Annotated in this window: 19 protein-coding genes; 6 read left to right on the top strand and 13 right to left on the bottom strand. The window is 76.4% G+C overall.

Going from position 1 to position 21612, the window contains the following annotated elements:
- Nucleotides 1-762 (top strand): SDR family NAD(P)-dependent oxidoreductase, encoded by a 762-nt coding sequence (locus KPF22_RS13110; protein WP_224402197.1) that lies wholly within the window; start codon nucleotides 1-3, stop codon nucleotides 760-762.
- On the top strand, nucleotides 759-1814 hold the full coding sequence (locus tag KPF22_RS13115) for a phosphotransferase family protein (protein WP_224402198.1): 1056 nt from the start codon (nucleotides 759-761) through the stop codon (nucleotides 1812-1814). The genes KPF22_RS13110 and KPF22_RS13115 overlap by 4 nt, the downstream gene beginning before the upstream one ends.
- On the opposite strand, the gene KPF22_RS13120 is transcribed toward KPF22_RS13115, so the two are convergent.
- On the bottom strand, nucleotides 1801-3246 hold the full coding sequence (locus KPF22_RS13120) for a cytochrome P450 (RefSeq protein WP_224402199.1): 1446 nt from the start codon (nucleotides 3244-3246) through the stop codon (nucleotides 1801-1803). The genes KPF22_RS13115 and KPF22_RS13120 overlap by 14 nt on opposite strands.
- A 100-nt stretch (nucleotides 3247-3346) precedes the next feature.
- Here KPF22_RS13120 and KPF22_RS13125 point away from each other — a divergent pair, with 100 nt between their 5' ends.
- On the top strand, nucleotides 3347-4009 hold the full coding sequence (locus KPF22_RS13125) for a TetR/AcrR family transcriptional regulator (protein WP_224402200.1): 663 nt from the start codon (nucleotides 3347-3349) through the stop codon (nucleotides 4007-4009).
- Here KPF22_RS13125 and KPF22_RS13130 read toward each other — a convergent pair.
- The 3 genes from KPF22_RS13130 to KPF22_RS13140 are packed head-to-tail and all read right to left on the bottom strand — an operon-like array spanning nucleotide 4002 to nucleotide 7008.
- Nucleotides 4002-4649 (bottom strand): LUD domain-containing protein, encoded by a 648-nt coding sequence (locus tag KPF22_RS13130; protein ID WP_208820095.1) that lies wholly within the window; start codon nucleotides 4647-4649, stop codon nucleotides 4002-4004. The two genes, KPF22_RS13125 and KPF22_RS13130, sit on opposite strands and share 8 nt — an antisense overlap.
- Nucleotides 4646-6202 (bottom strand): lactate utilization protein B, encoded by a 1557-nt coding sequence (locus KPF22_RS13135; protein ID WP_224402201.1) that lies wholly within the window; start codon nucleotides 6200-6202, stop codon nucleotides 4646-4648. Before KPF22_RS13135 ends, KPF22_RS13130 begins: the two co-directional genes overlap by 4 nt.
- On the bottom strand, nucleotides 6199-7008 hold the full coding sequence (locus KPF22_RS13140) for a (Fe-S)-binding protein (protein WP_208820098.1): 810 nt from the start codon (nucleotides 7006-7008) through the stop codon (nucleotides 6199-6201). Before KPF22_RS13140 ends, KPF22_RS13135 begins: the two co-directional genes overlap by 4 nt.
- 86 nt (nucleotides 7009-7094) lie before the next feature.
- On the opposite strand from KPF22_RS13140, the gene KPF22_RS13145 reads away from it, so the two are divergent.
- Both KPF22_RS13145 and KPF22_RS13150 read left to right on the top strand, forming a co-directional pair.
- On the top strand, nucleotides 7095-7790 hold the full coding sequence (locus KPF22_RS13145) for a FadR/GntR family transcriptional regulator (RefSeq protein WP_224402202.1): 696 nt from the start codon (nucleotides 7095-7097) through the stop codon (nucleotides 7788-7790).
- Between the two features lie 10 nt (nucleotides 7791-7800).
- Nucleotides 7801-8457 carry a maleylpyruvate isomerase family mycothiol-dependent enzyme gene (locus KPF22_RS13150; RefSeq protein ID WP_208820099.1) on the top strand — a complete coding sequence of 219 codons (657 nt, stop codon included), beginning with the start codon at nucleotides 7801-7803 and terminating at the stop codon, nucleotides 8455-8457.
- A 91-nt stretch (nucleotides 8458-8548) separates the two neighbouring features.
- Here KPF22_RS13150 and KPF22_RS13155 read toward each other — a convergent pair whose 3' ends face one another.
- From KPF22_RS13155 to KPF22_RS13180, 6 genes are read right to left on the bottom strand one after another with little or no spacing between them, the layout of a single operon-like run.
- Entirely contained in the window at nucleotides 8549-9058 is a 510-nt protein-coding gene (locus tag KPF22_RS13155; RefSeq protein WP_208820100.1) for a gamma carbonic anhydrase family protein, read from the bottom strand.
- Between the two features lie 4 nt (nucleotides 9059-9062).
- A complete protein-coding gene (locus KPF22_RS13160; RefSeq protein WP_224402203.1) occupies nucleotides 9063-9578 on the bottom strand; it encodes an O-acetyl-ADP-ribose deacetylase in 516 nt (171 codons plus the stop codon).
- A complete protein-coding gene (locus tag KPF22_RS13165) occupies nucleotides 9575-10348 on the bottom strand; it encodes a 5-formyltetrahydrofolate cyclo-ligase (RefSeq protein ID WP_208820102.1) in 774 nt (257 codons plus the stop codon). The genes KPF22_RS13160 and KPF22_RS13165 overlap by 4 nt, the downstream gene beginning before the upstream one ends.
- A gap of 12 nt (nucleotides 10349-10360) precedes the next feature.
- A complete protein-coding gene (locus tag KPF22_RS13170; RefSeq protein WP_224402204.1) occupies nucleotides 10361-10615 on the bottom strand; it encodes a Rho termination factor N-terminal domain-containing protein in 255 nt (84 codons plus the stop codon).
- Nucleotides 10616-10624: 9 nt separating this feature from the next.
- Nucleotides 10625-11101, bottom strand: a complete 477-nt coding sequence (locus KPF22_RS13175; protein ID WP_374107490.1) for an NUDIX domain-containing protein — start codon at nucleotides 11099-11101, stop codon at nucleotides 10625-10627.
- A gap of 16 nt (nucleotides 11102-11117) precedes the next feature.
- The gene (locus KPF22_RS13180) at nucleotides 11118-11708 is read right to left on the bottom strand and encodes a GNAT family N-acetyltransferase (protein WP_208820106.1); all 591 of its coding nucleotides are present in this window, start codon (nucleotides 11706-11708) and stop codon (nucleotides 11118-11120) included.
- A gap of 163 nt (nucleotides 11709-11871) precedes the next feature.
- On the opposite strand from KPF22_RS13180, the gene KPF22_RS13185 reads away from it, so the two are divergent.
- Nucleotides 11872-12699 (top strand): DedA family protein, encoded by an 828-nt coding sequence (locus KPF22_RS13185; RefSeq protein ID WP_224402205.1) that lies wholly within the window; start codon nucleotides 11872-11874, stop codon nucleotides 12697-12699.
- A gap of 24 nt (nucleotides 12700-12723) precedes the next feature.
- Here KPF22_RS13185 and recD read toward each other — a convergent pair whose 3' ends face one another.
- Genes recD through recC form a run of 3 tightly spaced genes read right to left on the bottom strand, consistent with a single transcriptional unit; the run spans nucleotide 12724 to nucleotide 21589 of the window.
- Nucleotides 12724-14733 carry an exodeoxyribonuclease V subunit alpha gene (gene recD, locus KPF22_RS13190; protein ID WP_224402206.1) on the bottom strand — a complete coding sequence of 670 codons (2010 nt, stop codon included), beginning with the start codon at nucleotides 14731-14733 and terminating at the stop codon, nucleotides 12724-12726.
- Nucleotides 14730-18215: a UvrD-helicase domain-containing protein gene (locus tag KPF22_RS13195; protein WP_224402207.1), complete on the bottom strand. Its 3486-nt coding sequence runs from the start codon at nucleotides 18213-18215 to the stop codon at nucleotides 14730-14732. The genes recD and KPF22_RS13195 overlap by 4 nt, the downstream gene beginning before the upstream one ends.
- Nucleotides 18212-21589 carry an exodeoxyribonuclease V subunit gamma gene (recC, locus tag KPF22_RS13200; RefSeq protein ID WP_224402208.1) on the bottom strand — a complete coding sequence of 1126 codons (3378 nt, stop codon included), beginning with the start codon at nucleotides 21587-21589 and terminating at the stop codon, nucleotides 18212-18214. Before recC ends, KPF22_RS13195 begins: the two co-directional genes overlap by 4 nt.
- Between the last annotated feature and the right edge of the window lie 23 nt (nucleotides 21590-21612).

The following is a 21612-nucleotide window of genomic DNA, read 5'->3' on the forward strand; positions in this document are numbered from 1 at the left end:
ATGAGCGCGTCGAGCGACGGAGGCCGGGTCGTCGTCGTCACCGGCGGGAGCCGGGGGATCGGGCGGGCGGCGTGCGCGGCGTACGCGGCCCGCGGCGACACGGTCGTCGTCGCCAGCCGCAGGGTCGAGGCGTGCACCGCGCTGGCCGCGGAGCTGACCGCGGAGCACGGCACGCCGGCACTGGGCGTCGGCTGCCACGTGGGCCGCTGGGCGGACTGCGACGCCCTGGTGGACCGGGTGCTCGCCGAGTACGGCCGAATCGACGTGCTGGTCAACAACGCCGGCATGTCCCCGCTCTACGGGTCGCTCACCGAGGTCACCGAGGAACTGTTCGACAAGGTCCTCGCCGTGAACCTGCGCGGCGCCTACCGGCTCGGGGCCCGCTGCGGGGAGCTCATGGCCGCGGCGGGCGGCGGCGGCGCGATCGTGAACGTCTCCTCGGTCGCGGCGGTGATGCCGGGCCCCGGCGAGCTGCCCTACGCGCTGGCCAAGGCCGGGCTCAACGCCCTGACCGTCGGGCTCGCCCGCGCCTACGCGCCGTCGGTGCGGGTCAACACGGTGATGCCCGGTCCGGTCCGGACCGACATCGCCGAGCACTGGACCGAGGAGTTCCGCACGCGGATCGCCGGCACCGTCCCCGCCGGACGGGTGGGGGAGGCCGCCGAGGTCGTCGGCGCCATCCTCTACCTGACCGGCCCGGACGCCGGCTACACCACCGGCGCGACGATCAAGGTCGACGGCGGGATGGCGTGGTCGACGTGAGGTCCCCGGCCGACGTCGTCGACCGTGCCGCGCTCGGGGCCTGGCTGCGCGACCAGGGCCTCGGCGACTGGTCCGGCGAGCTGGAACCGGTCGGCGGCGGCACCCAGAACGTGGTGCTGCGCACCGTCGTCGACGGCAGGCCGCTGGTCCTTCGCTCCCCGCCGGTGCACCCGCGGCCGGGGTCGGCCCGCACCATCGCCCGCGAGATCACCGTGCTCGGCGCGCTGCGCGGCACCGACGTGCCGCACCCGGGGCTCGTCGCCGCCTGCACCGACGCCGGGGTGCTCGGCAGGCCGTTCTACCTGATGTCCGACGTGGACGGCGTCAACCCCGGCGAGCGGGTCTCGCCCGAGCAGGCCGCGACCCCGGCGCTGCGGCACGGCGCGGTGCTCGACGTGGCCCGGGCCGCGGCCCGGCTGGGACGTCTCGACCCGGCCGCCGTCGGGCTCGACGGGCTGCGCCGCCCCGGCCCGTTCCTGGAACGGCAGGTGCCGCGCTGGACCGAGCAGCTGGCGTCCTACTCCGAGGTGCCCGGCTACGACCCGGGCGACCTGCCCGACGTGGCCGTCGCCGCGGACTGGCTGACCCGGCACCGGCCGCCCGAGCCGGAACCGGGCGTCGCGCACGGGGACCTGCACCTGAACAACGTGCTGCTGGACCGGACCCGGCCGCGGGTGGCCGCGCTGGTCGACTGGGAGATGTGCACCGTCGGTGACCCGCTGCTCGACCTCGGCTGGCTGCTGGTCACCTGGCCGGTCGACCCCGTCGGCTTCGGGGCCGGGACCGAGCTCGCCGGGCACGGCGGGCTCCCCACCCGGGCCGAGCTCGTCGCCGCCTACGCCGACGCCGGCGGCCGCGACACCACCGGCATCACCTGGTACGCGGGGCTGGCCGCGTTCAAGCTGGGCGTCGTGCTGGAGGGCACCTGGGCGCGGGTCGCCGCGGGCGAGGCGGACCGCGCGGTGGGGGAGCGGCTGCACGGCGCGGCTGTCGCGCTGCTGGAGCTGGCCGTGCGCATCGCCCGCGACGAGTGGGCCGTCAGCGTGGGGTGAGCCGCACCGGGATGCCGCCCACCGGCACCGGCAGCGAGGTGTTGTCCCAGCGCAGCCGGTAGGAGGGCTCGATGCTCCACCGGTAGCGGCGCAGCATCTCGTGCAGGATCGCGGTGACCTCGAGGGTCCCGAAGTGCAGCCCGATGCACTTGTGCACGCCACCGCCGAACGGGATCCACGCGTCGCGGTCGGAGCGGTCCTCCCGCCGGTCGGGGGAGAACCGCTCGGGGTCGAAGCGCTCCGGGTCGGTCCAGCAGGACCGGTCGTAGTGGTTCACCGCCTGCGCGACGACGACCCGCGTCGCCGCCGGCACGTGGTGCCCGGCGACCGCGGTGTCCTTCACCGCCGTCCGCATGACCAGCGGTACCGGCGCGTCGAGCCGCAGCGCCTCCCGGATCACCAGGTCCAGCGAGGTCAGCTCGCGCAGCTCGGCCACGGTCGGGGCGCGGTCGGAGATCCGCTCGGCGAGCGCGTCGGACTCGGCTCGGCAGCGCTCCTGCCAGACCGGGTTGCGCGCGAGGTGGTGCGCCGCCGACGCCGTCGTGGTGGTCGACGTGTCGTGCGCGGCCATCATCAGGAAGATCATGTGGTTGACGACGTCGTCGTCGGAGAACGTCTCGCCGTCGTCGGTGCGGGCGTGGCAGAGCGCGGAGAACAGGTCGGTGCCCCCGCCCGCGCGCTTGGCCGCCAGGTTCGCGCGGAACCAGTCCTCCAACAGCGCCCGTCCGCGCAGCCCGCGCCGCCAGCGGGTCCCGGGCAGGTCGTGGCGGACGAAGGAGTTCGCCGCGCGCACGCAGTCCACGAACGCCCGGTTCACCGCCTCCGCCTCGGGCCCCGAGCGCGCGTCCATGAAGACCGCCTGCGCCACGTCCAGGGTCAGCCGCTTCAGCGCCGGGTAGAGCCGCAGCCGCTCCGGCCAGGTCGGCAGCACCTCCCGCACCACCGGGGTGGTCGCGGCGACGTAGCCGGCGATCCGGTCGGCGGTGAAGGCCTCCTGCATGATCCGCCGGTGCGCGCGGTGCTCGTCGAAGTCGAGCAGCATCAGGCCGCGGTGGAAGAACGCGTCGACGGTCGCGCGCCACCCCTCCTGGGAGAACGCCTTGTCCCGGTTGGTGAGCACCTCCCGGGTCGCGGCCGGGCCGGTCACGACGATCGCCCGGCCGACCGGGGACCGCATCCACCACACCGGGCCGAGTGCCTCGGTGCGGGCGCGGGTGAAGCGGTGCCCGAACCGGATGTAGGCCAGCGCGTGGCCGAGCAGCGGCATGCCCTCGTCACCGGGGACCTCGGCCAGCCCGTGCGGTGCGGGACCGAACGGCACGGGGCGGTGGCTGCGGGCTCCGGTGGCGAGCAGCGCGTCGTCGAGCCGGTCGGGTGCGGGCAGGGTGAGGACGGACGACCAGCGCTCACGCGCCTGCTGCACCAGCTTCACGGCATTGCTCCTCGGGCCTCGACGTCGGTGTCCCCGCCGAAGTTAGACACATCCGGAGCAACTGTCCAGATGATGGACGGGTCGTGTCATGATGTCTCCCATGAGCGAGCGGCGGACGATGGCGCGGCGGGCCCGCGACGAGCTGCGCGGTGAGGTCCTCGACGCCGCCGAATGCCTCGCGGTCGCGGGGGAACGCCCGTCGATGCCCGAGCTCGCCCGCCGGGTCGGGGTCAGCAGGCAGACCCTCTACAGCGAGTTCGGCGACCGTGACGGCCTCGCCTCGGCCCTGGTGCTGCGCGCCACCGACCGGTTCCTCGACCGGATCGAGGCCGCCCTCGACGGTGAACCCGACCTGTACGCGGCGTGGGTCGCCGCGGTCGACGCCGCCCTCACCGAGGCGGGGGAGAACCCGCTGATCAAGGCCCTGCTCAGCGGCGACGCGGCGGTCCCGTCCGCGTTCGGCACCGACTCCGGTCCGATCATCGCGGCCGCGGCCGAGCGGTCCGCGGGCTACCTGCGCCGGGTCCGGCCCGGGGCCCGCGAGCACGACGTCCGGCTCGCCGCCGAGACCGCCGCCCGACTCACCGTCAGCCACATGGTGCTGCCCTCGGGCCCGGCCGCGCGCTCGGCGGAGGACATCGCGACGGTGGTGGTGCGGACGCTCGGCGACGCCTGGCTCCGGACGGCGTCGCCTGCCCCGCGGGGCAGCCGCAGCACGTCCGGCGGCACCACCAGCGCCGGGCCCGCCGGAACCGTCAGCTGACGATCACCACGTGCAGTGTCCGCGGCCCGTGCACACCCTCCACCCGGTCCAGCTCGATGTCGCTGGTCGCGCTCGGCCCGCTGATCCAGGTGTGCGGCCGCGCCGGGTCCAGCGCCGCCACCGCCTCCGGCACCCCGGCCACGACCTGGTCGGCGCGGATCACGCAGACGTGCAGGTCGGGGACCAGCGTCGCGGCCCGCCGGCCCTGGCCCGGACCGTGGTCGAGGATGATCGTGCCGGTCTCGGCGATGCCGATCGCGGCCGTCGACAGCACGCCGTCGCAGCGGTCCAGCTCCGACACCGCGACGTCCGGCCCGTCCGGGACGACCTCGACGTCGTCGGGCACCAGGCCGGCCGGGAAGCCCGGCGGCACCAGGATCCGCAGCGGGCCGGAGCCCGCGAGCGGGGGCCGGCCGGCCAGGGCACCGGCGACCCGCGCCGCCGCGGTGTCCGGGTCCGCCCGCTCGACGACGGCGCGGTAGTCCGCGACCCGCTCGTCGAACAGGTCGACGACCTGGGCGTGCGGCAGCGACCGGTCGGGGACCGGCCGCACCACCTCGACGTCGAGCACCGGCTCGACGTCGGGCACGTCGGTCAGGGCCCGCCGGGCCTTCGCCAGGATCGCCTCGCGCGCGCTCATGCCCCGTCCCCGTTCTCACGCCCGCCGTCGGTGTCGTCGCTCCGGCTCCGCCCGCCGTCGGCGTCGTCGCTCCGGCTCCGCCCGCCGTCGGTCCTGGTCCACCACTCCCGGAAGGACTCGGCAGCCGGTACCGGCACGTCGCGCGAGTCCGACCAGGCGTTCGCCGGGCCGGGCACCGCGCCGAGGATGCTGCGCCCGCCGGGCGCGGTGCGGCCCAGCCGCCCGGCCAGCCTCCCGCCGATCCCGGCGACACGTTCCGCGGCGCCGGTGCGCGTGGCCGAGGACAGCGTCCACGACGCCGCCCTCATCGCGACGTCCTGCACCGACGGCACCCGGCTCGCCCGCCGGTGGGCGTCGACGACCTCGGCGCGCAGGTGCACCAGCACCTCGGGGATGTCGATGCGGACCGGGCAGACCTCGAAACACGCCCCGCAGAGGCTGGAGGCGTACGGCAGCGAGTCGGTCTGCGGGTCGGTGCCCACCCCCCGCAGCTGCGGGGTGAGGATCGCGCCGATCGGGCCCGGGTAGACCGAGCCGTAGGCGTGCCCGCCGGTGCGCTCGTAGACCGGGCACACGTTCAGGCAGGCCGAGCAGCGGATGCAGCGCAGCGCCTGCCGCCCGGTCGGGTCGGCCAGGACGTCGGTGCGGCCGTTGTCCAGCAGCACCACGTGCACCTCCTGCGGCCCGTCGCCGGGGGTGACCCCGGTCCAGGTGGAGGTGTAGGGGTTCATCCGCTCCCCGGTCGAGGACCGGGGGAGCAGCTGCAGCATCACGTCCAGGTCCTGGAAGGTCGGCAGGACCTTCTCGATCCCGACCACCGACACCAGCACCTCGGGCAGGGTGAGGCACATCCGGCCGTTGCCCTCGGACTCGACGACGGTGAGCGTCCCGGTCTCGGCGACGGCGAAGTTCGCCCCCGACACCGCCACCTTCGCCCGCAGGAACTTCTCCCGCAGGTGCTCCCGGGCCGCGGCGGCCAGGCGCGCCGGTTCGTCGGTCAGGTCCGCCGGGGCGGCGCGCCCGGCGCGGCCCATCTCGCGCAGGAAGATCTCCCGGATCTCCGCGCGGTTGCGGTGGATCGCCGGGACCAGGATGTGGCTGGGCAGGTCGTCGCCGAGTTGCACGATCAGCTCGGCGAGGTCGGTCTCCCAGGCGTGGATGCCCGCGGCCTCCAGCGCCGAGTTCAGGTCGATCTCCTGGGTGGCCATCGACTTGACCTTGACGACCTCGTCGGTGCCGTGCCGCCGCGCGATGTCGACGACGATCGCGTTCGCCTCGACCGCGTCGCGCGCCCAGTGCACGGTGGCGCCGGCCGCCGTCAGCGACCGTTCCAGCTGCTCCAGGTAGTCGGGCAGGTGCCGCAGCACCCGGTTCTTGATGGCCTCACCGGCCAGGCGCAGCTGCTCCCAGTCGTCGACCTCGCCGACGACGCTGCCGCGCTTGGTGCGGATGGTGGACGTGGCGTGGGCCAGGTTGCGGCGCAGCTGGGAGTCCTCCAGCGCGGCGCGCGCCGCCGCCGGGAACGCCGGGGTGCCGAGGAACGTGCCGCTCATGCCGGCACCCCCGCGCTGCCCGCCGAGCGCGGGGTCGCGGCGCGCTCGTCGCGCGCCTCGATCACCGGCTCGGTCGAGGCCAGGACCTCGGCCAGGTGCATCACGCGCATCCCCGACCGCTGCCGCGACAGCAGACCGCCCACGTGCATCAGGCAGGAGTTGTCCCCGGCGACGAGCACCTCCGCGCCCGTCGAGCGGACGTGACGGGCCTTGTCGTTGCCCATCGCGATCGAGGTCTCGGAGTTCTTCACCGCGAACGTCCCGCCGAACCCGCAGCACTCGCCCGAGCCCGGCAGGTCGAGCAGGGTCAGCCCGCGGACCGCGCGCAGCAGCCGGGTCGGCCGGTCGCCGACCCCCAGCATCCGCAGCGAGTGGCAGGTCGGGTGGTAGGTGACGCGGTGCGGGAAGTAGGCCCCGACGTCGACGACGCCGAGCACGTCGACCAGGTACTCGCTCAGCTCGTACACCGGCGGTGCGGACTCGACGCCGCGGACCAGGCCCGGGTCTCCGGAGCGGCGCGCGACCAGGCCGTGCTGGTGGCGCACCGAGCCCGCGCACGACCCGGACGGGGCGAGGATCGCGTCGTACCCGGCGAAGGCGTCGAGGTGGTTGCGGACGAGCGGGACGGCCTCGTCGAGGTAGCCGGTGTTGACCATCGGCTGCCCGCAGCAGGTCTGTGCGGCGGGGAACTCGACGTCGACACCGAGCCGGCGCAGCAGGGAGACGACGGCCCTGCCGGTGTCCGGGAACAGGGCGTCGTTGAGACACGTGACCATGAGGCCGACGCGGGGCCGGGAGATCGGCATGGCGCCTCCGGTGAAGTGGTGGGACGGAGGGTGTGGTCCGACCAAGGTAGCGGTATGGTCGGACCACACACAAGCAGGAGGACGACGTGCGTGTTCCCGCCGCCCACGAGATGGTGCTCGCCCACGTCGAGGAGCGCCTGACGAGTGGCGAGTGGCGCCCGGGGGACCGGCTGCCGCCGGAGCGCGAGCTCGCCGCGACGCTGGGCGCGTCCCGCCAGGCGGTCCGCGAGGCACTGCGGGTGCTGCAGGCCCAGGGTGTGATCCGCTCACAGGTGGGCACCGGTGCGGACTCCGGGACGGTCGTCGTGCCCGCCCCGGCGCGGGCACTCGGCCGGGTGCTGGCCCTGCACCTGGCGGTCGACTCGTTCCCGGTGGACGACGTCACCGAGGCCCGGGTCATGTTCGAGCGGTTCTCCGCCGGGCTGGCCGCGCGCCGGCGCTCGGCGTCGGACCTGGTGGAGTGGACGGCCGCGCTGGACGTCATGGACGACGACCTCGACCCGGCCGCCTTCAGCGACGCCGACATCGCCTTCCACGTCGCGATCGCCGCGGCGGCCGGGAACCGCCTGGTGGGGGAGCTGACCCGGGCGATCCGGGAGTCGGTGCGCGGGATGCTGCTCGACGCGATGCAGGCCCAGGGGGACTGGCCCGCGCTGCGCGAGCGGCTGCGGGCCGAGCATCGGGAGATCCACGCGGCGCTCGCCGACGGCGACGCAACGCTGGCCGCGGACCGGATCGAGGCGCACATCCGCGCCTTCCACGGCCGGGTCGGACCTGCCTAGGCTCAGCGCCGTGACCACCTCCGACCTGCCCGACGCCGCCGTCGTCGCGGTGTCCGCCCGGTACCGTCGCGGGTTCGCCGACCTCGTCTCCCCGCTCGACGCCGCGCAGCTCGCGGCGCCGAGCCTGTGCGCCGGGTGGGACGTGCGGACCGTCGCCGGGCACCTGGTGTCCGCGCTGACCACGACGGTGCCGTCGTTCCTGGTCCAGGTGCTGCGGGCGCGCGGGAACGTGGACCGGGCGGTCGACCGGGCCGCGCGGCGGGACGCGGCCCGTCCGGTCGCCGAGATGGTCGCGGTGCTGCGGGAGCGGGCCGACAGTTCCTTCGCCCCGCCCGGCATCGGGGCGCGGGGACCGATGACCGACGCGATCGTGCACACCGCCGACGTCACCGTCCCGCTCGGGCTGCCGTTCGACCCCGATCCCGGCGACGTGCGCATCGCGCTCGACTTCGTGGTCGGGACGGTCCCGCTCGCGTTCACCACCCGGCGCCGGCTGGCGGGCCTGCGGTTCGTCGCCGACGACTCCGGGTTCGCGCGGGGCGAGGGCGCGGAGGTCCGGGGACGCGGCGTCGACGTGCTGCTGGCCGCCTGTGGGCGCCCGGCCGTGCTGGACCGGCTGACGGGGGACGGCGTCGCGACGCTCGCCGCCCGGCTGACCGGGCGCTGACGCCGCAGTCCTCCGGTCCGGCGAGCGGACCGGTGTGCGGGGCCGCGCGTGGCCCGGCGGGCCGGTGACCGGGGGACCGGCGACGGGTGTGTCAGGCGTTCGCGTCGCGGTGCAGGCCCAGCAGGTGGACGTAGGCGGCGGCCGACAGCGGGATCGAGTTCCGTTCGGCCTCGCCGAGCTCGCGACGCACCTTCCCCGGGACCCCGGCGACCAGCGATCCGGGCGGCACCACCGTGCCCTGGGTGAGCACCGCACCCGCGGCGATCAGTGACCCGGCGCCGACGTGCACCCCGTTCATGAGCACCGCGCCCATGCCGATCAGCACGTCGTCCTCCACGGTGCAGCCGTGCACGACCGCGCGGTGGCCGATGGTGACGCCGTCGCCGATCGTCGCCGGGAAGCCGGGGTCGGCGTGCAGGACGGAGCCGTCCTGGACGTTGGTACGGGCGCCGAGGGTGATCGGTGCGAGGTCGGCCCGGATCACGCACGTGTACCAGATCCCGGTCTCCGGACCGACGCTCACCTCGCCGGCGAGCACGGCGCCGGGCGCCACCCAGGCGTGCTCGTGGACCTGCGGGGTGTGGCCGTTCACGGTGATCATGGGGTCAGCCTAGGGCGGTCTCGAACGCGGCGAGGACGTCGTCGCTGAACAGGACGAACCGGACCTCGGTCACCGCGGTGCCCGCAGCGGCGACCTCCCGGACGGTGGCGACCGCGATCCGGGCGGCGTCGTCGAGCGGCCACCCGTAGATCCCGGCCGAGACGGCGGGGAACGCGACGGTCCGGGCGCCGAGCTCGTCGGCGATCCGCAGCGACTCGCGGTAGGCGCTCGCCAGCAGCGCCGACCGGTCCTCCCGCCGCGCGTACACCGGTCCGACGGTGTGGATCACCCAGCGGGCGGGCAGGTTACCGGCGGTCGTCGCGACGGCCTGTCCGGTGGGGAGCCCGTCGGGCAGGTCGTCGGCGCGCAGCCGCTCGCACTCGGCGAGGATCGCGGGCCCGCCACGCCGGTGGATGGCGCCGTCGACGCCGCCCCCGCCGCGCAGGCCGGAGTTGGCGGCGTTGACGACGGCGTCGACCCGGGCCTCGGTGATGTCCCCGCGCTCGCAGACGATCCTCATGCGCGTGCCTCCTCGCGCAGCCGTCCCAGCAGCGGGATGGCCGCGATCTTGTCCTCGGTCAGGGACTCCCACACGATGCCCCCCTCGGGGCGGTTCCGCCGGTGCTCCCGGCAGTCGACGACGCGGTCCGGGGTGACGATCAGGTCGACCGGCGCGTCGTGGTCCGCCCACGGGACGACGTCGGCGTCGCGCAGCTGCAGCTCGTGCACGGTGGTGACGACGAGGGTGTCGTCGGAGATCAGTCCCGCTGCGCGGGCCAGCGCGAACTCCAGGTCGGCGAATCCGCCGCCCTTGCCCAGCCGCGCCCCGTCCGCGCCGACGGCCACACAGCCGGTGACGACGAGGTCCACCGGCTCCAGCTCGTCGACGGCGACCCGGCGGGCCGACCGCGTGGCGTTCTTGATCGACACGGCGCGGTGGGGAGGGTCGGCGAGGTGGTCGGGGTCCAGCAGGAAGAACGGGTCGTCCTCGGCCAGCCTCGGGACGGCCATGTACACGGTCTTGCCGTCCTCCAGCGCGTACCGGCGCACCGGGAGCTGGGCGGAGTCCGGATTGGACTTCACGGTGCGGGCGGCGCGCCACACGTCCAGCTCGCGCAGCCGCCGGGCCGCGGCCTCGGCGCCGACGAAGTTCGAGATCCGGTTCCGCGCCCCCGGGAACCGGGAGGCCTTCTGCTCGGTCAGCGCGGTCCAGACCTCCTCGCGCAGCTCCGCCTTGCGGGCGAGGGTCCCGGGGTCGCCCCCGGCGTCGTGGTCGTGACGGCGGCTCATGCCCCGATGATGTCAGTGCTCGCGCAGGGCCCGGATCAGCTCGTCCTTGGTCATGTCCGAGCGACCTGGGATACCGACCTTCTGCGCCTGGGCGTAGAGCTCGTCCTTGGTCTGGTCCTCGTAGTCGCCGTGCTCGCCGCCGCGCCTGCCGACGGTGCCGCGCCCCTCGGCGGCCGCGGCGTTCGCGATCCGCGCGGACTTCTCCTTGGAGTTGCCCTCCTCGCGGAGGCGCTCGTACATCTCGTCGTCCTTGATGCTGCTCGCCATGGTGGTCGACTACCCGCCGAGCAGCTCGGCCAACCTGTCCAGCAAGGGCACCTGACCCTTCACGATCTTCTCCCGGGCGGTGGCGAGGTCGAACCACGCGGCACGGTCCAGCTCGGGGAAGCGGAGGGTGCGCCCGGAGCGGGGCGGCCACTCCATCTCGACCCAGCTGCCGTCGTCGGGACGGCCGGCGACGGCGTCGGCGCCGGTGAAGCCTGACCCGTCCAGTGCGAAGGCGGTGACGGTCTTGCGGGACTGGCGGACCGTGCCGAGCCCGACCGGCTCGCCGTCGGGCGGCGGGGCGCCGATCTCCTCGGTGAACTCGCGTCGGGCGGCGTCGAGCGGGCTCTCGTCGGGGCCGTGCTCGCCCTTGGGCATCGACCAGGCGTGGTCGTCCTTGCGGGCCCAGAACGGTCCACCCATGTGGCCGAGCAGCACCTGCGGGCCGCCCGGCCCGGCCCGGTGCAGCAGGAGTCCGGCGCTGGTCACGGGAGGCACGCGGGGATCATCCCAGACGGGCGGGCCGGTCGAGCCGGTGCACGTGGGCCAGCGGGGGGTCGGCCGGGTTGTCCGGTGGCAGCTCCCCGGTCGCGACCCGGCGGAACCCGGCCTTCTCCAGCGCCCGGCACGACGCCCGGTTGCCCGCCGCGACCGGGACGACCACCGCCGTCGCGTCCGGGTAGCGCTCCCAGCCCTCGGCGACGGCGGCGGCGATGATCCGCGGGCCCAGCCCGCGCCCGGTCAGCTCCACCGGCCCGATGAGGTAGTCGACGGTCAGCGCACCGTCCGGGATCGTCAGGATCGGCGCGATCGCGGCGACCTCCTCGGGGTAGTCGTGCCAGCGGGCGCGCTGGACCAGCCCGACCGGGACACCACCGAGCTCGGCGACGAGGTCCTCGCCCGGTTCCTCACCGCGCAGCCCCGCCCCGAAGTCGCGTTCGAGCGCCTCGTCGGTGGTCTCGTGGAACCACCACCGGTGCACGTGCGGCGCGGCCAGCCAGCGCCGCAGGAGGGCCAGGTCGGCCCGCACCAACGGGCGCAGGGTGACGGGGGCGTCGAGCGACGGCCCGTCGGCCGGTGTGACGGACGGCGGCACGGGCCGGAGCGTAGCGGCGCCGCGGCCCGCCGCCGACCGGTTTCCTCCTCCGCCCGGACGAGGACGGGGCGGTGGGCATCTCGTCCTCGCTGCGGATCCGGCCGGACCCCGGCCCGCCTAGGGTCGTGTTCCGATGGAACGCCATCGGACGAGGGGGACGACGATGACGAGCGACCACACCCGGCGGGCCGCACCGGCGGGGGACGGCGGGTCCGCCGCGGACCACGGGGGCGGGTCCGCCCCGGCCGACCCCGGAGCGGCTCCCGCACGGACCCGGTGGTGGCGGCGCGACTACAGCCCGGAGGAGATCGAGGCGGGCAAGCAGGCCTGGCGCGACGCGATGCCGTGGGACCACCCGATGTCGCGCGGCGACAAGGTGCTCGTCTTCTCCACGCTCGGCCTGCTCGTGTTCATGCTGGTGACGATGCCGCTGCGGCCGTTCCTGCTGGCGTCGCACCCGGTGTGGCTCGCCGCGGTCACCGGCAGCCTCTCCGCGGTCGGCGCGGGCGCGGCGTTCGCCCGGATCGGCGAGGCGGACCTGTGGGTCGTCATCACCGCCGGAGTGTTCGGCATGATCAAGTTCGACTGGCTGTTCTGGCTGGCCGGGCGCCGGTGGGGCGAGAAGATCGTCGCGCTGTGGGCGCCCGGTGACCTCGCGAAGCGGTTCGTCGGCCGGATCCGCAGCTGGCCGCGCTGGGCGATGCCGATCGCCGTCGTCGCGGCCGCGCTGCCCGGCATCCCGGCCGCGGCGGTGTTCGCGGTCGCCGGACTGGGGAGGATGCGGCTCGCGACGTTCCTGCTCTTCGACGCGATCGGCGCCGCGCTGATCACCGGGCTCGTCGCGGGGCTCGGGTTCGGCCTCGGGCAGGACGCCGTCGACGTGGTGCTCGCGGTCGACAGGTACGCGTTGTGGATCAGCCTGGCGCTGGTCGTGCTCGTGTCGGTCCAGGCGAGCCGCAGGCAGAAGCAGCAGGCCCCGCCCGCCGCGTGACGGTGCCCGCGCCGGCTCGGGACCTCAGGTCCCGAGCCGCTGCTGCAGGCCGCTCGCGCGTCCGGCCGGACGGCCGATCGCGGCGCGTACCGCCTCCTCGGTGCCGATGATCCGCACGGACTCCTTGGCCCGGGTGACGGCGGTGTAGAGCAGCTCGCGGGTCATCAGCGGCGAGTCCGCGGGCGGCAGCACCACGGTGATCCGCTTGAACTGGCTGCCCTGGCTGCGGTGCACCGTCATCGCGTGGACGGTGCCGACGCCGCCGAGGCGTGCCGGTTCGAACGCGACCGGGGCGTTGTCCCGGGCGAACACCGCGCGGCGCCCCGACGCGGCCCGGACCACGACGCCGGTGTCACCGTTGAACAGGCCCAGGTCGTAGTCGTTCGTGGTCACCAGCAGCGGGCGGCCCGGGTACCAGGGGGCCTCGGCGGCGAAGCCGGGACGCTCGGTCTCGATCCACCGCTCGATCTCCGCGGTCCACCGGGTCACCCCGTGCGGGCCGCGGCGGTGCGCGCAGAGGACGCGATGGTCGTCGAGCACCCGCAGGGCCTGCTCGGCGTCCCCGGCCTCGGCGGCCCCGATCACGTCCACCGCGGCCCGGGTCACGTCCTGGCGGAACGTGTCCAGCCGGCGCGGCTCGAGCTCGGCCGCGTCGCCGTCGACGAAGGACAGGTCGGCCGCGCCGCGGCGCAGCAGCGCGACAGCGGCGTCGGGGTCGTCGCCCTGCACGGCCGCCGCGAAGTCCGCGATCGTGCCGCCGAAGCGCCAGTTGCGCTCCAGTCTCACCACCCCGTTGCGCACCACGGCGGGCGGGCCCGGCTCGGCGGGCGCGGGGGTGCCCGCGGCGCCGGAGGCGGGCACGGGCCGGTCCACGCGGAACGCCCCGCAGGCGCTCAGCGCGTCCTGCAGCGCGGGCTCGGCCCGGCCGCCCGCGGCGGCGAGGTCGCCGAGCACCGCACCGGCCTCCACCGACGCGAGCTGGTCCGGGTCCCCGACCAGCACCAGCCGGGCGTCCGGCCGGACGGCCTCCAGCAGCCGCGCCATCATCGTCAGCGACACCATCGACGTCTCGTCGACGACCACGACGTCGTGCGGCAGCCGGTTGCCCCGGTGGTGGCGGAACCGGCCCGAGGTGCCCCGTGAGCCAAGCAGCCGGTGCAGCGTCGACGCCGTCGCCCCCGCGACGGCGGCCCGGTCGGTCTCCGGCAGCCGCCCGTGGGCCTCGGCGACGGACTGGGTCAGCCGGGCCGCGGCCTTCCCGGTCGGCGCGGCGAGCGCCACCCGCAGACCCGGCGCCCCGGGCGGGGCGGTCGCGCGGTGCAGGTCGTGCAGGACGGCGAGCAGGGCCGCGACCGTCGTCGTCTTGCCCGTGCCGGGGCCGCCGGCGATCACGGCGACCGGCCGCAGCGCGGCGACCGCGGCGGCGAGGCGCTGCCGTTCGGCGCCGGGGTCGCCGAGCAGCCGGTCCAGTGCCGCGCACAGCCGGTCGGGGTCGACGGTCGCGACCGGCCCGGCGCGCGCGGTGAACTCGCGGCGGACCAGCTCCTCCTCCTGCCAGTAGCGCTCCAGGTAGAGCAGGTTCCCGAGCAGGCGCAGCGGCCGCCCGGCGGGACCGTCCTCGCCGACGGCGACCAGCGGGCTGTCCGCGCAGGCCGCGCGCCACGTCGCAGGCTCCGGCCAGGGCAGCCCGGACACGTCGACGGCGACCTCGCCCTCGCCCGCGGTCGTGGCCGCGGCGCTCGCCAGGTCCACGCAGACCGACCCGTTGCGGATCGCGCGCACGGCCAGCGCGGCGGCGAGCACCACCGGTTCGGGCTCGGCGGCGGCCGGGTCGTCGGCGGCGGTCGGGTCGCCGCGCCCGCCGAGGGCGGCGAGCCGCCGGGCGACGTGCACGTCGCCCGGCGCGAGGATCTCGGCCTCGTTGAACGCGGCGAGCACCCCCGTCGCGGTGCGGGCGGCCCGCGGACCGAACGGGTCCCGCTCGGGGGCCGGGGGTGCCGTCGGAGCCGGGGTGGGGGGTGCGGTCGTTGTCACGGGGTGCCTCCGTCCAGCAGGTCCGACAGCTCCTCGACCAGGGCGGCGGGTGGCCGCCAGGCGAAGACGCCGCACGGCGCGGCCAGCGGCCCGGACCCGGTGACCGGGGTGTCCGGCCCGCACATACCGCGCAGGAACAGGTAGCCGACCCCGCCGAGGTGGGTGTCCGGGTCGTAGCCGGGCAGCCGCCAGCGTAGGTAGCGGTGCAGCGCGACGGCGTAGAGCAGCGCCTGGAGCGGGTAGTGCGCGTCGGCCATCGCCGTGGCCAGCCGGTCGGCGGTGTAGTGCGCCGCGGTCAGCGGGTCGCGCCCGGACGGGCCGACCGGGCCCAGCCAGTTCGTCTTGTAGTCCACGACGAGGAACCGCTCCCCGGCCCCGTCACGGACCCGCAGCACCGAGTCGATGCTGCCGGTCAGGTAGCCGCGCAGCTGCTGTCCGGCGAGGTCGGGGGAGTCGAGGAGGTCGGCGTAGCCGTGCAGCGGGTCGCCGGGCCCGAGGTGCCTGCGGACGGCGGCGGCCAGCCCGGCCAGGGTGAGCCGCCCCGTCGGGGTGTCCCCGCCGCAGAGTGGCAGCTCGAAGTCCAGCTCGGACAGCCGGTCGCCCGGCGCGACGTCGGCCAGCGCCAGCCCGGACGCGATCGGCCCGAGCGGGGTCCGCAGCACCGGGACGAGCGCGTCGGCGAGCTCGTCGGGATCGAGGTCGGCCGGCTGGTGGCGCAGCTCCTCGGTAACGTGCGCGACGACCTCGGCCCGCAGCGCGGCGTCGCCCTGGGCGGCCGCGCGGGTGTCGAGGTGTTCCAGCACGGCGTGCACCAGGGTGCCGAACCCGGTGCCCGAGGGCAGGTCGGCCATGGGGGAGGGGAACGCCGCGGGGCCGGCTGCGCCCGCCGTGGCGTCCCCGGTGGGGCCCGCACCGGGCAGTGGGGCGGGGTCGGGCTCGTCGACGATGCCCTCGTCCTCGGGCTCGGTCAGCACCCCGGGCGCGGTCGCGGCCGGTTCCGGGTCGGCGTCGACGGCCGGGTGCGGATGGTGCGCGGCGTGCGCGGCCGCGGTCAGCGCGGTGTAGGACGTGCGCCGCCACGCGGTGTCCAGCGTGCGGGTGAACGTCGCGACGGCCAGCCCCGCGTCGGGCGGGACCGGGGTGCGGTCGGCGGGGTCGCGGTCGTGCAGGGTCTCCACCGACGCGCCGGCCGGGGCGAGCCGCTCCCGCAGGAACGCCAGCGCGTTCGCGTCGCCGGGGACCTTCGCGGTCGGTTCCGGCTCCGCGCCGGGCCCGGCGTGCCCGAACAGCACCCGGTGCAGCGACGCCGCCGCGGTCGTCGTCCCCGGGACCCACCAGGCGACGACCTGGCTGCAGGCGCGGGTGAGCGCCACGTACAGCAGCCGCAGGTCCTCACCCGCCTCCTCGGCCTGGTGCAGCGCGGTGCGCCGGGTGCGGTCCGGCCCGGTGGACCCGCCGACGTCGAGCAGCCGGCGCTGGCCGCCGGCACCGGCCGGGGTGTCGTGGTAGAGCAGCGTCTCGGGCCGGTCGTCGACCCAGCGGTCCCACGCGAACGGCAGGTACACCACCGGGAACTCGAGCCCCTTGGACCGGTGCACCGTCACGATCTGGACGGCGTCGGCGTCGGACTCCAGCCGCCGGCTCCGCTCGGCGGAGGTGTCGCGGGCGGCCTCGCCGATCCGGTGCCGCAGCCACTCGGTGAGCGCCGTCGGGCCCAGGTGGCGTTCCAGCGCCGCGGAGTGCAGAACCTGGCCGACGTGGCGCACGTCGGTGAGGTCGCGCTCGCCGTCGGGGCTGCGCAGCAGGCGCTCGGCCGGGGCGTAGCGGGCGAACACGGCCTCCTGCAGGGCGGCGACCCCGCGCTCGGCGAGGACCTGGTGCCAGGCCCGCAGGTCCGCGCCGAGCTGGTCGACCAGCCTCTCGGCGTCGGGCCCGCACAGGTCGGCGACGGTGTGGCCGACGAACCGGGTCAGCGCGGCGGCGCGCAGCCGCATCGAGCGCTGCGGCTGCTCGACGGCCTCCAGCAGCGTCAGCCACTCCGCGGCGACCGGCGTGGTGAACACGCTGGTGGAGCCGGTGAGCACGGCGGGCACCCCGGCCTCGGCGCAGGCGTCGCGCACCAGCAGGCCCTGGGCGTTGGTCCGCACCAGCACCGCGACCTGCCCGGGGCGCAGTCGTCCCCCCGCGAAGCGGGCGGTGCCGTCGAGCAGCTGCGACAGGTCGACGGCGACGTCGCGCGCCACCACGGCGCGGGCGCTCTTGGCCCGGGCCAGCCCGCGCCCGGTCAGGTCGAGCCGGTCCCGATCGACCAGCCGCAGCCGCAGGGGGGCGTCCTGGCGGGCGGTCAGCCGCCGCCCGGTGTGGTGGGCCCGGACCGGGTGCACGACGATCCCGGAGTCCCCGAGGGCGGCCTCGCCGAACACCCCGTCCAGCGCGGTGAGCAGGGCCGCGTCGCTGCGGCGGTTGGTCGAGAGGGTGCGCCGGGTCGCCGCCGCGTCGGCGGCCCGCAGGTAGCTGTGCACGTCGGCACCGCGGAAGGCGTAGATCGCCTGCTTCGGGTCGCCGATGAGCACCAACGTGGTGTCGGGGGCCGAGTGGAACGCCAGGGAGAGGATCTCCCACTGCAGCGGGTCGGTGTCCTGGAACTCGTCGACGAGCACCACCGAGAACCGCGACCGCAGCCGGTCCCGGGCGGCGGGGCCGCGGACCGGGTCGCGCAGCGCCGCGGCGAGGCGGGTGAGCATGTCGTCGTAGCTGTAGATGCGCGAGCGCCGCTTGCGGGCGTCGACCTCGCGGCGCACCGCGGAGGCGAAGCCGTACCGGGTGGCGGCCGGGGTGGCCGGGTCGGCGTCGCGGGGCTCCAGCTCGGCCTGCGGGTCGCCGACGGCGCGGCGGGCCAGCGCCAGGGCCGCGGCCCGGTCGAACGCCGGGCGGCCGGCGTTCGGGGCGGCGTACTTGCGCACGTAGAAGTCGTCGACGACCTCGGTGACGACGTCGTCGACGTGGTCGACGAACTCGGCGTCCGGGTCGTTGTCCCCGGCCACCCCCAGGCCGGCCAGCATCTGCATGCAGAACTGGTGGGTGGTGGCGATCGTCGCCGCGTCGAACGACGCCGACGCCGTCGCCAGCCGGGCCCGCCGCCGCTCCAGCTCGGCCGGGTCGGTGGCGGCCAGGTGCGCGACCACGGGGTCGACCTCCGGCGTCGGCGGGGTGGCGCCGGCGAGTACGGCGGCGAGCGCCCGCTCGGTGCCCACCAGCCGCTCCCGGACCCGCTCGCGCAGCTCCTGGGTGGCGTCGCGGCCGAAGGTGACCAGCATCAGCCGATCCAGGTCGGCGACGCCCTCGGCGACGTAGCGGGTCGCCAGCGCGGCGATCGTGTAGGTCTTCCCCGTCCCCGCGCTCGCCTCCAGCACGACGGTGCCGGACGGCAGCGGCCCGTCGACCTCGAAGGTCGGTGCCGACAACACGCTGGTCGTGGTCACGGCGCGTCCTGCCTCTCGTGGTCGAGCAGCGGTGCCCACAGCCGGACGGCGAGCTCACCGAAGCGGGTGGGCTCGCCGCCGGAGCCGGGCTCGGGACGGGCGACCAGCGGGCCGCCCGCGGCGCCCCGGACGTAGACGTGCGGGGCCTCGGCGTGCTCGAAGCGCGACCACTCGCTCTCCGCGGCGGCGAACGCGTTGGCCGGGACCACCCCGCGGGCGCGGTTGCGGGCGTAGACGGCGGCGGCGTCGGTGGGCAGCGGCAGCGGTGCCCGCAGGCCCTCACGGCGCAGCGCGACCAGGTCGGCCAGGGTGCGGCGGGCCAGGCCGGGGTCGACCGGGCCGAGCACCGAGCGGGCGGCGCCGCCGGGGCCGCGCCCGACGGTCACCGCCGTCCAGGACCGGCCGGGGTGCGCGGCGCTGAGCGCGAGCAGCTGGACCCACGCCCGCAGGCGGTGCTTGGCCTTGAGCCGCGAGTACTCGACGCGCACCACGACGTCGCCGTGCAGGCCCGGCACCGTCCCGGCGACGGCGCGGCCGTCCTCGGGTGTGCCGGTGAGCTGCGCGACGAGGTCCTGCGAGCCCGCCTCGCCGGTCGCGACCGCCGCGGCGACGGCGACCAGCGGCTCGACCTGCCCGCCGACCTCGGTGAGCACCCGGTGCCCGATCCCGCCCGGCGGGAGGTCACCGCGCAGCGTCTCGGCCCGCGCGACGGCCTGCGGTGCGGCCCCGGCGAGCCGGTCGGTCAGCAGCCGGTCCCCGATCTTCCAGGTGGCCAGGCCGTCGAGCTCGACCGGCAGCGCGTCGTCGGGCTCGACGTTCTCCTCCGGCGGCAGCACCCGCACCCGCTGGCGCAGGAACGCCCGCACCGGGTGCTCGACGAAGGCGACCAGCTCGTCGAGCTCGACCACCCCGTCCGGCGGGTCCTCCGGCGGAGGCAGCGGGTCCGCGCCGAACAGCGGGGTCACGGTGCGCGGCCCGGCCGCGGCCTCGGCGCCGCGCAGCGCGGCCCGGTCGAAGCTGAACGGTCCGGCGGCCAGCAGCGTGCCGGAGGTGAAGTTGCGACGGTCGAACGGCTGCAACGGGTGCCGGGCCCGCAGGGCCTGCGACGCGGGCGTGCCGGTCCCGGTCCGGACGCAGGCGTCGATCGCGTCGCACAGCTCCCCGACCGGCACCGACGGCGGCCGGTCGGCGCCGGTGCGCTCGTCGGCCCCGGAGGACACCACGACCAGGTGCCGGGTGGCCGAGCAGAGCGCGTCGAGCAGCAGCTGGCGGTCCTCCCCGCGCGGGTCCCGCTCGCCGACGACCGGATCGCGGGCCAGCACGTCGTCGCCGTCGGGGGCGCCGGCGCGGGGGAACACCCCGTCGTCGCAGCCCAGCAGGCACACGACCTTGTGCGGGACGGCCCGCATCGGCACCAGCGTCGCGACGGTCAGCGTGCCGGTCCGGAAGTTCGCCCGGCTGGGCCGCCCGCGCAGCCGCTCGGCGAGCAGGCCGCGCACGTCGGGCAGGTCGAGGTCGACCGTGGCGGCCTGCGGCCCCGCGGAGGCGACGACGTCGGCCAGCTCCGCCCGGGCCTGCCCGGCCTGCCAGGCGTCGGTCGGGGTGGTGTCGGTCAGTGCGGACAGCCCCTCGACCAGCGCGTCCACCCAGACCGACAGCGGCTGCGGGCCGCGCAGTGCACCGAGCACGGTCGCGAGCCGGTCGACGAACTCGGCGAGCCGCCCGACGAGGTCCACGTCGGAGGAGTCGACCTCGTCCAGCGGCAGCGCGGTGCCCAGCCAGGCCGGGGCGCCGGGCGTCTCGGCCATCGCGACGCCGACGAGCATCCGGTCCAGCCCGGCCCGCCAGGTGTTCTGCTCGATCCCGTCGAGCCGGTAGGGCCGCCGGTGCGCGGCGTCGAGCCCCCACCGGACCCCGGCGGCGGTGACCAGCTCGGACAGCCGCTCCAGCGCGTCGTCGTCGAAGCGGAAGCGGCGGCGCACGGGGGCGGAGGCGACCAGGTCGAGCACCTGGGAGGCGCTGACCCGGGACCCGGCCAGCTCCAGCAGCGACGACACGGTGCCCAGCAGCGGGTTCGCCTGGCGCAGGGCCCGGTCGGCCAGGCGCACCCGGAGCCGGTGCCCGGGGTGGAGCTCCTCGCGGGAGGGGCCCGCGCCGTCGGGGGAGTCCGCGTCCGGGGCGAGGCCGAACGAGGCCGTGATCAGCGGCGCGAACACCTCGATGTCCGGGCACATGACGATGATGTCGCGCGGCTCCAGGTCCGGGTCGGCGGCGAGCAGGCCGAGCAGCACCTCGCGCAGTACCTCCACCTGCCGGTCCGGGCCGTGGCAGGAGTGCAGCGCGACGCTGCGGTCGTCCGCGTCGAGCAGGGGACGGTCCTCCGGGGCGGGGGGCACGGCGTCGTCGCGCAGGGCGGTCTGCAGGCGGCTCAGCAGGGTCGGCGCGCCGCTCCCGGCGGGGGCCGGGTGGTGGGTGTCGGTCACGCCGGGCCCGGCCGCGGGGAGCCGCAGGGCCAGCTCCCGGGTGTCCCGGCCGAGCGAGCGCAGCAGCGGATGACGCACGGCCCCGGCACTGGTGTCGGCGGCGCGCGAGGGCACCCCCGGTGTCCGCGCGGCGCGCACCGCGTCCCACATCGCCGGCGACGGGTGCGGCAGCCAGAGGTGGACCTCCCGGTGCGCCGCGAGGGCCTCCAGGACGGTCAGGTGCTCGGCGGCCAGCCGGGTCGGGCCGAACAGCGACAGTCGCGGCCCGACCTCGGGGCCCGGGTCGGCGCCCCCGCGCAGGCGGGCCACCGCGTCGTCGAGGCGCTCGGCGGGACCGGGGACCCCGAGTACGGCGTGCAGGCGGCGCCACAGCTCCGGCTGCCACGCCAGGTCGGCGTGCACCGCGTCCTCCCCGGCGCGCCAGCGGCGCAGCAGCTCGGGGCGGTGCGTGGCGTAGGAGCCGAACAGGCCGGCCAGCGTGCGGGCGAGCGCGTAGCGGCGGCCGTGCCCACCACGCTCCAGGTGCGCGGCGAGAGCGGTGAACCGGTCGTCCCCGGGGTTCGCGACGGCCCCGTCGATCTGCTCGAGCAGCGGCCACACCGACCGGCCGGGCGACCACGGGTCGGCAACCGGGTCGGTGCCGGTGACGTGCGCGACGACCCCGCCGAGCAGCGCGGCCGGCGCCGGGAACCGGACGTTCGCGCAGACCCCGCCGCTGCCCGTCCCCGCACCGAGCCGGTGCGCGAGCCGCTGGGCCAGCCAGCGCTCCACCCCGCGCTCGGGGACCGCGACGGTCTCGGCCGCGAACGGGTCGTCCGAGCCGGCCGCCAGGACGTCGGCGAGCGCCTCGACGAGGGTGTCGGCGCGTTCGGCCCGATGGATCTCCAGCACGGACCGCACGGTAGCGGCGACCC

The organism is Pseudonocardia sp. ICBG1034, assembly GCF_020131375.1.
Taxonomy (GTDB): Bacteria; Actinomycetota; Actinomycetes; order Mycobacteriales; family Pseudonocardiaceae; genus Pseudonocardia; species Pseudonocardia alni.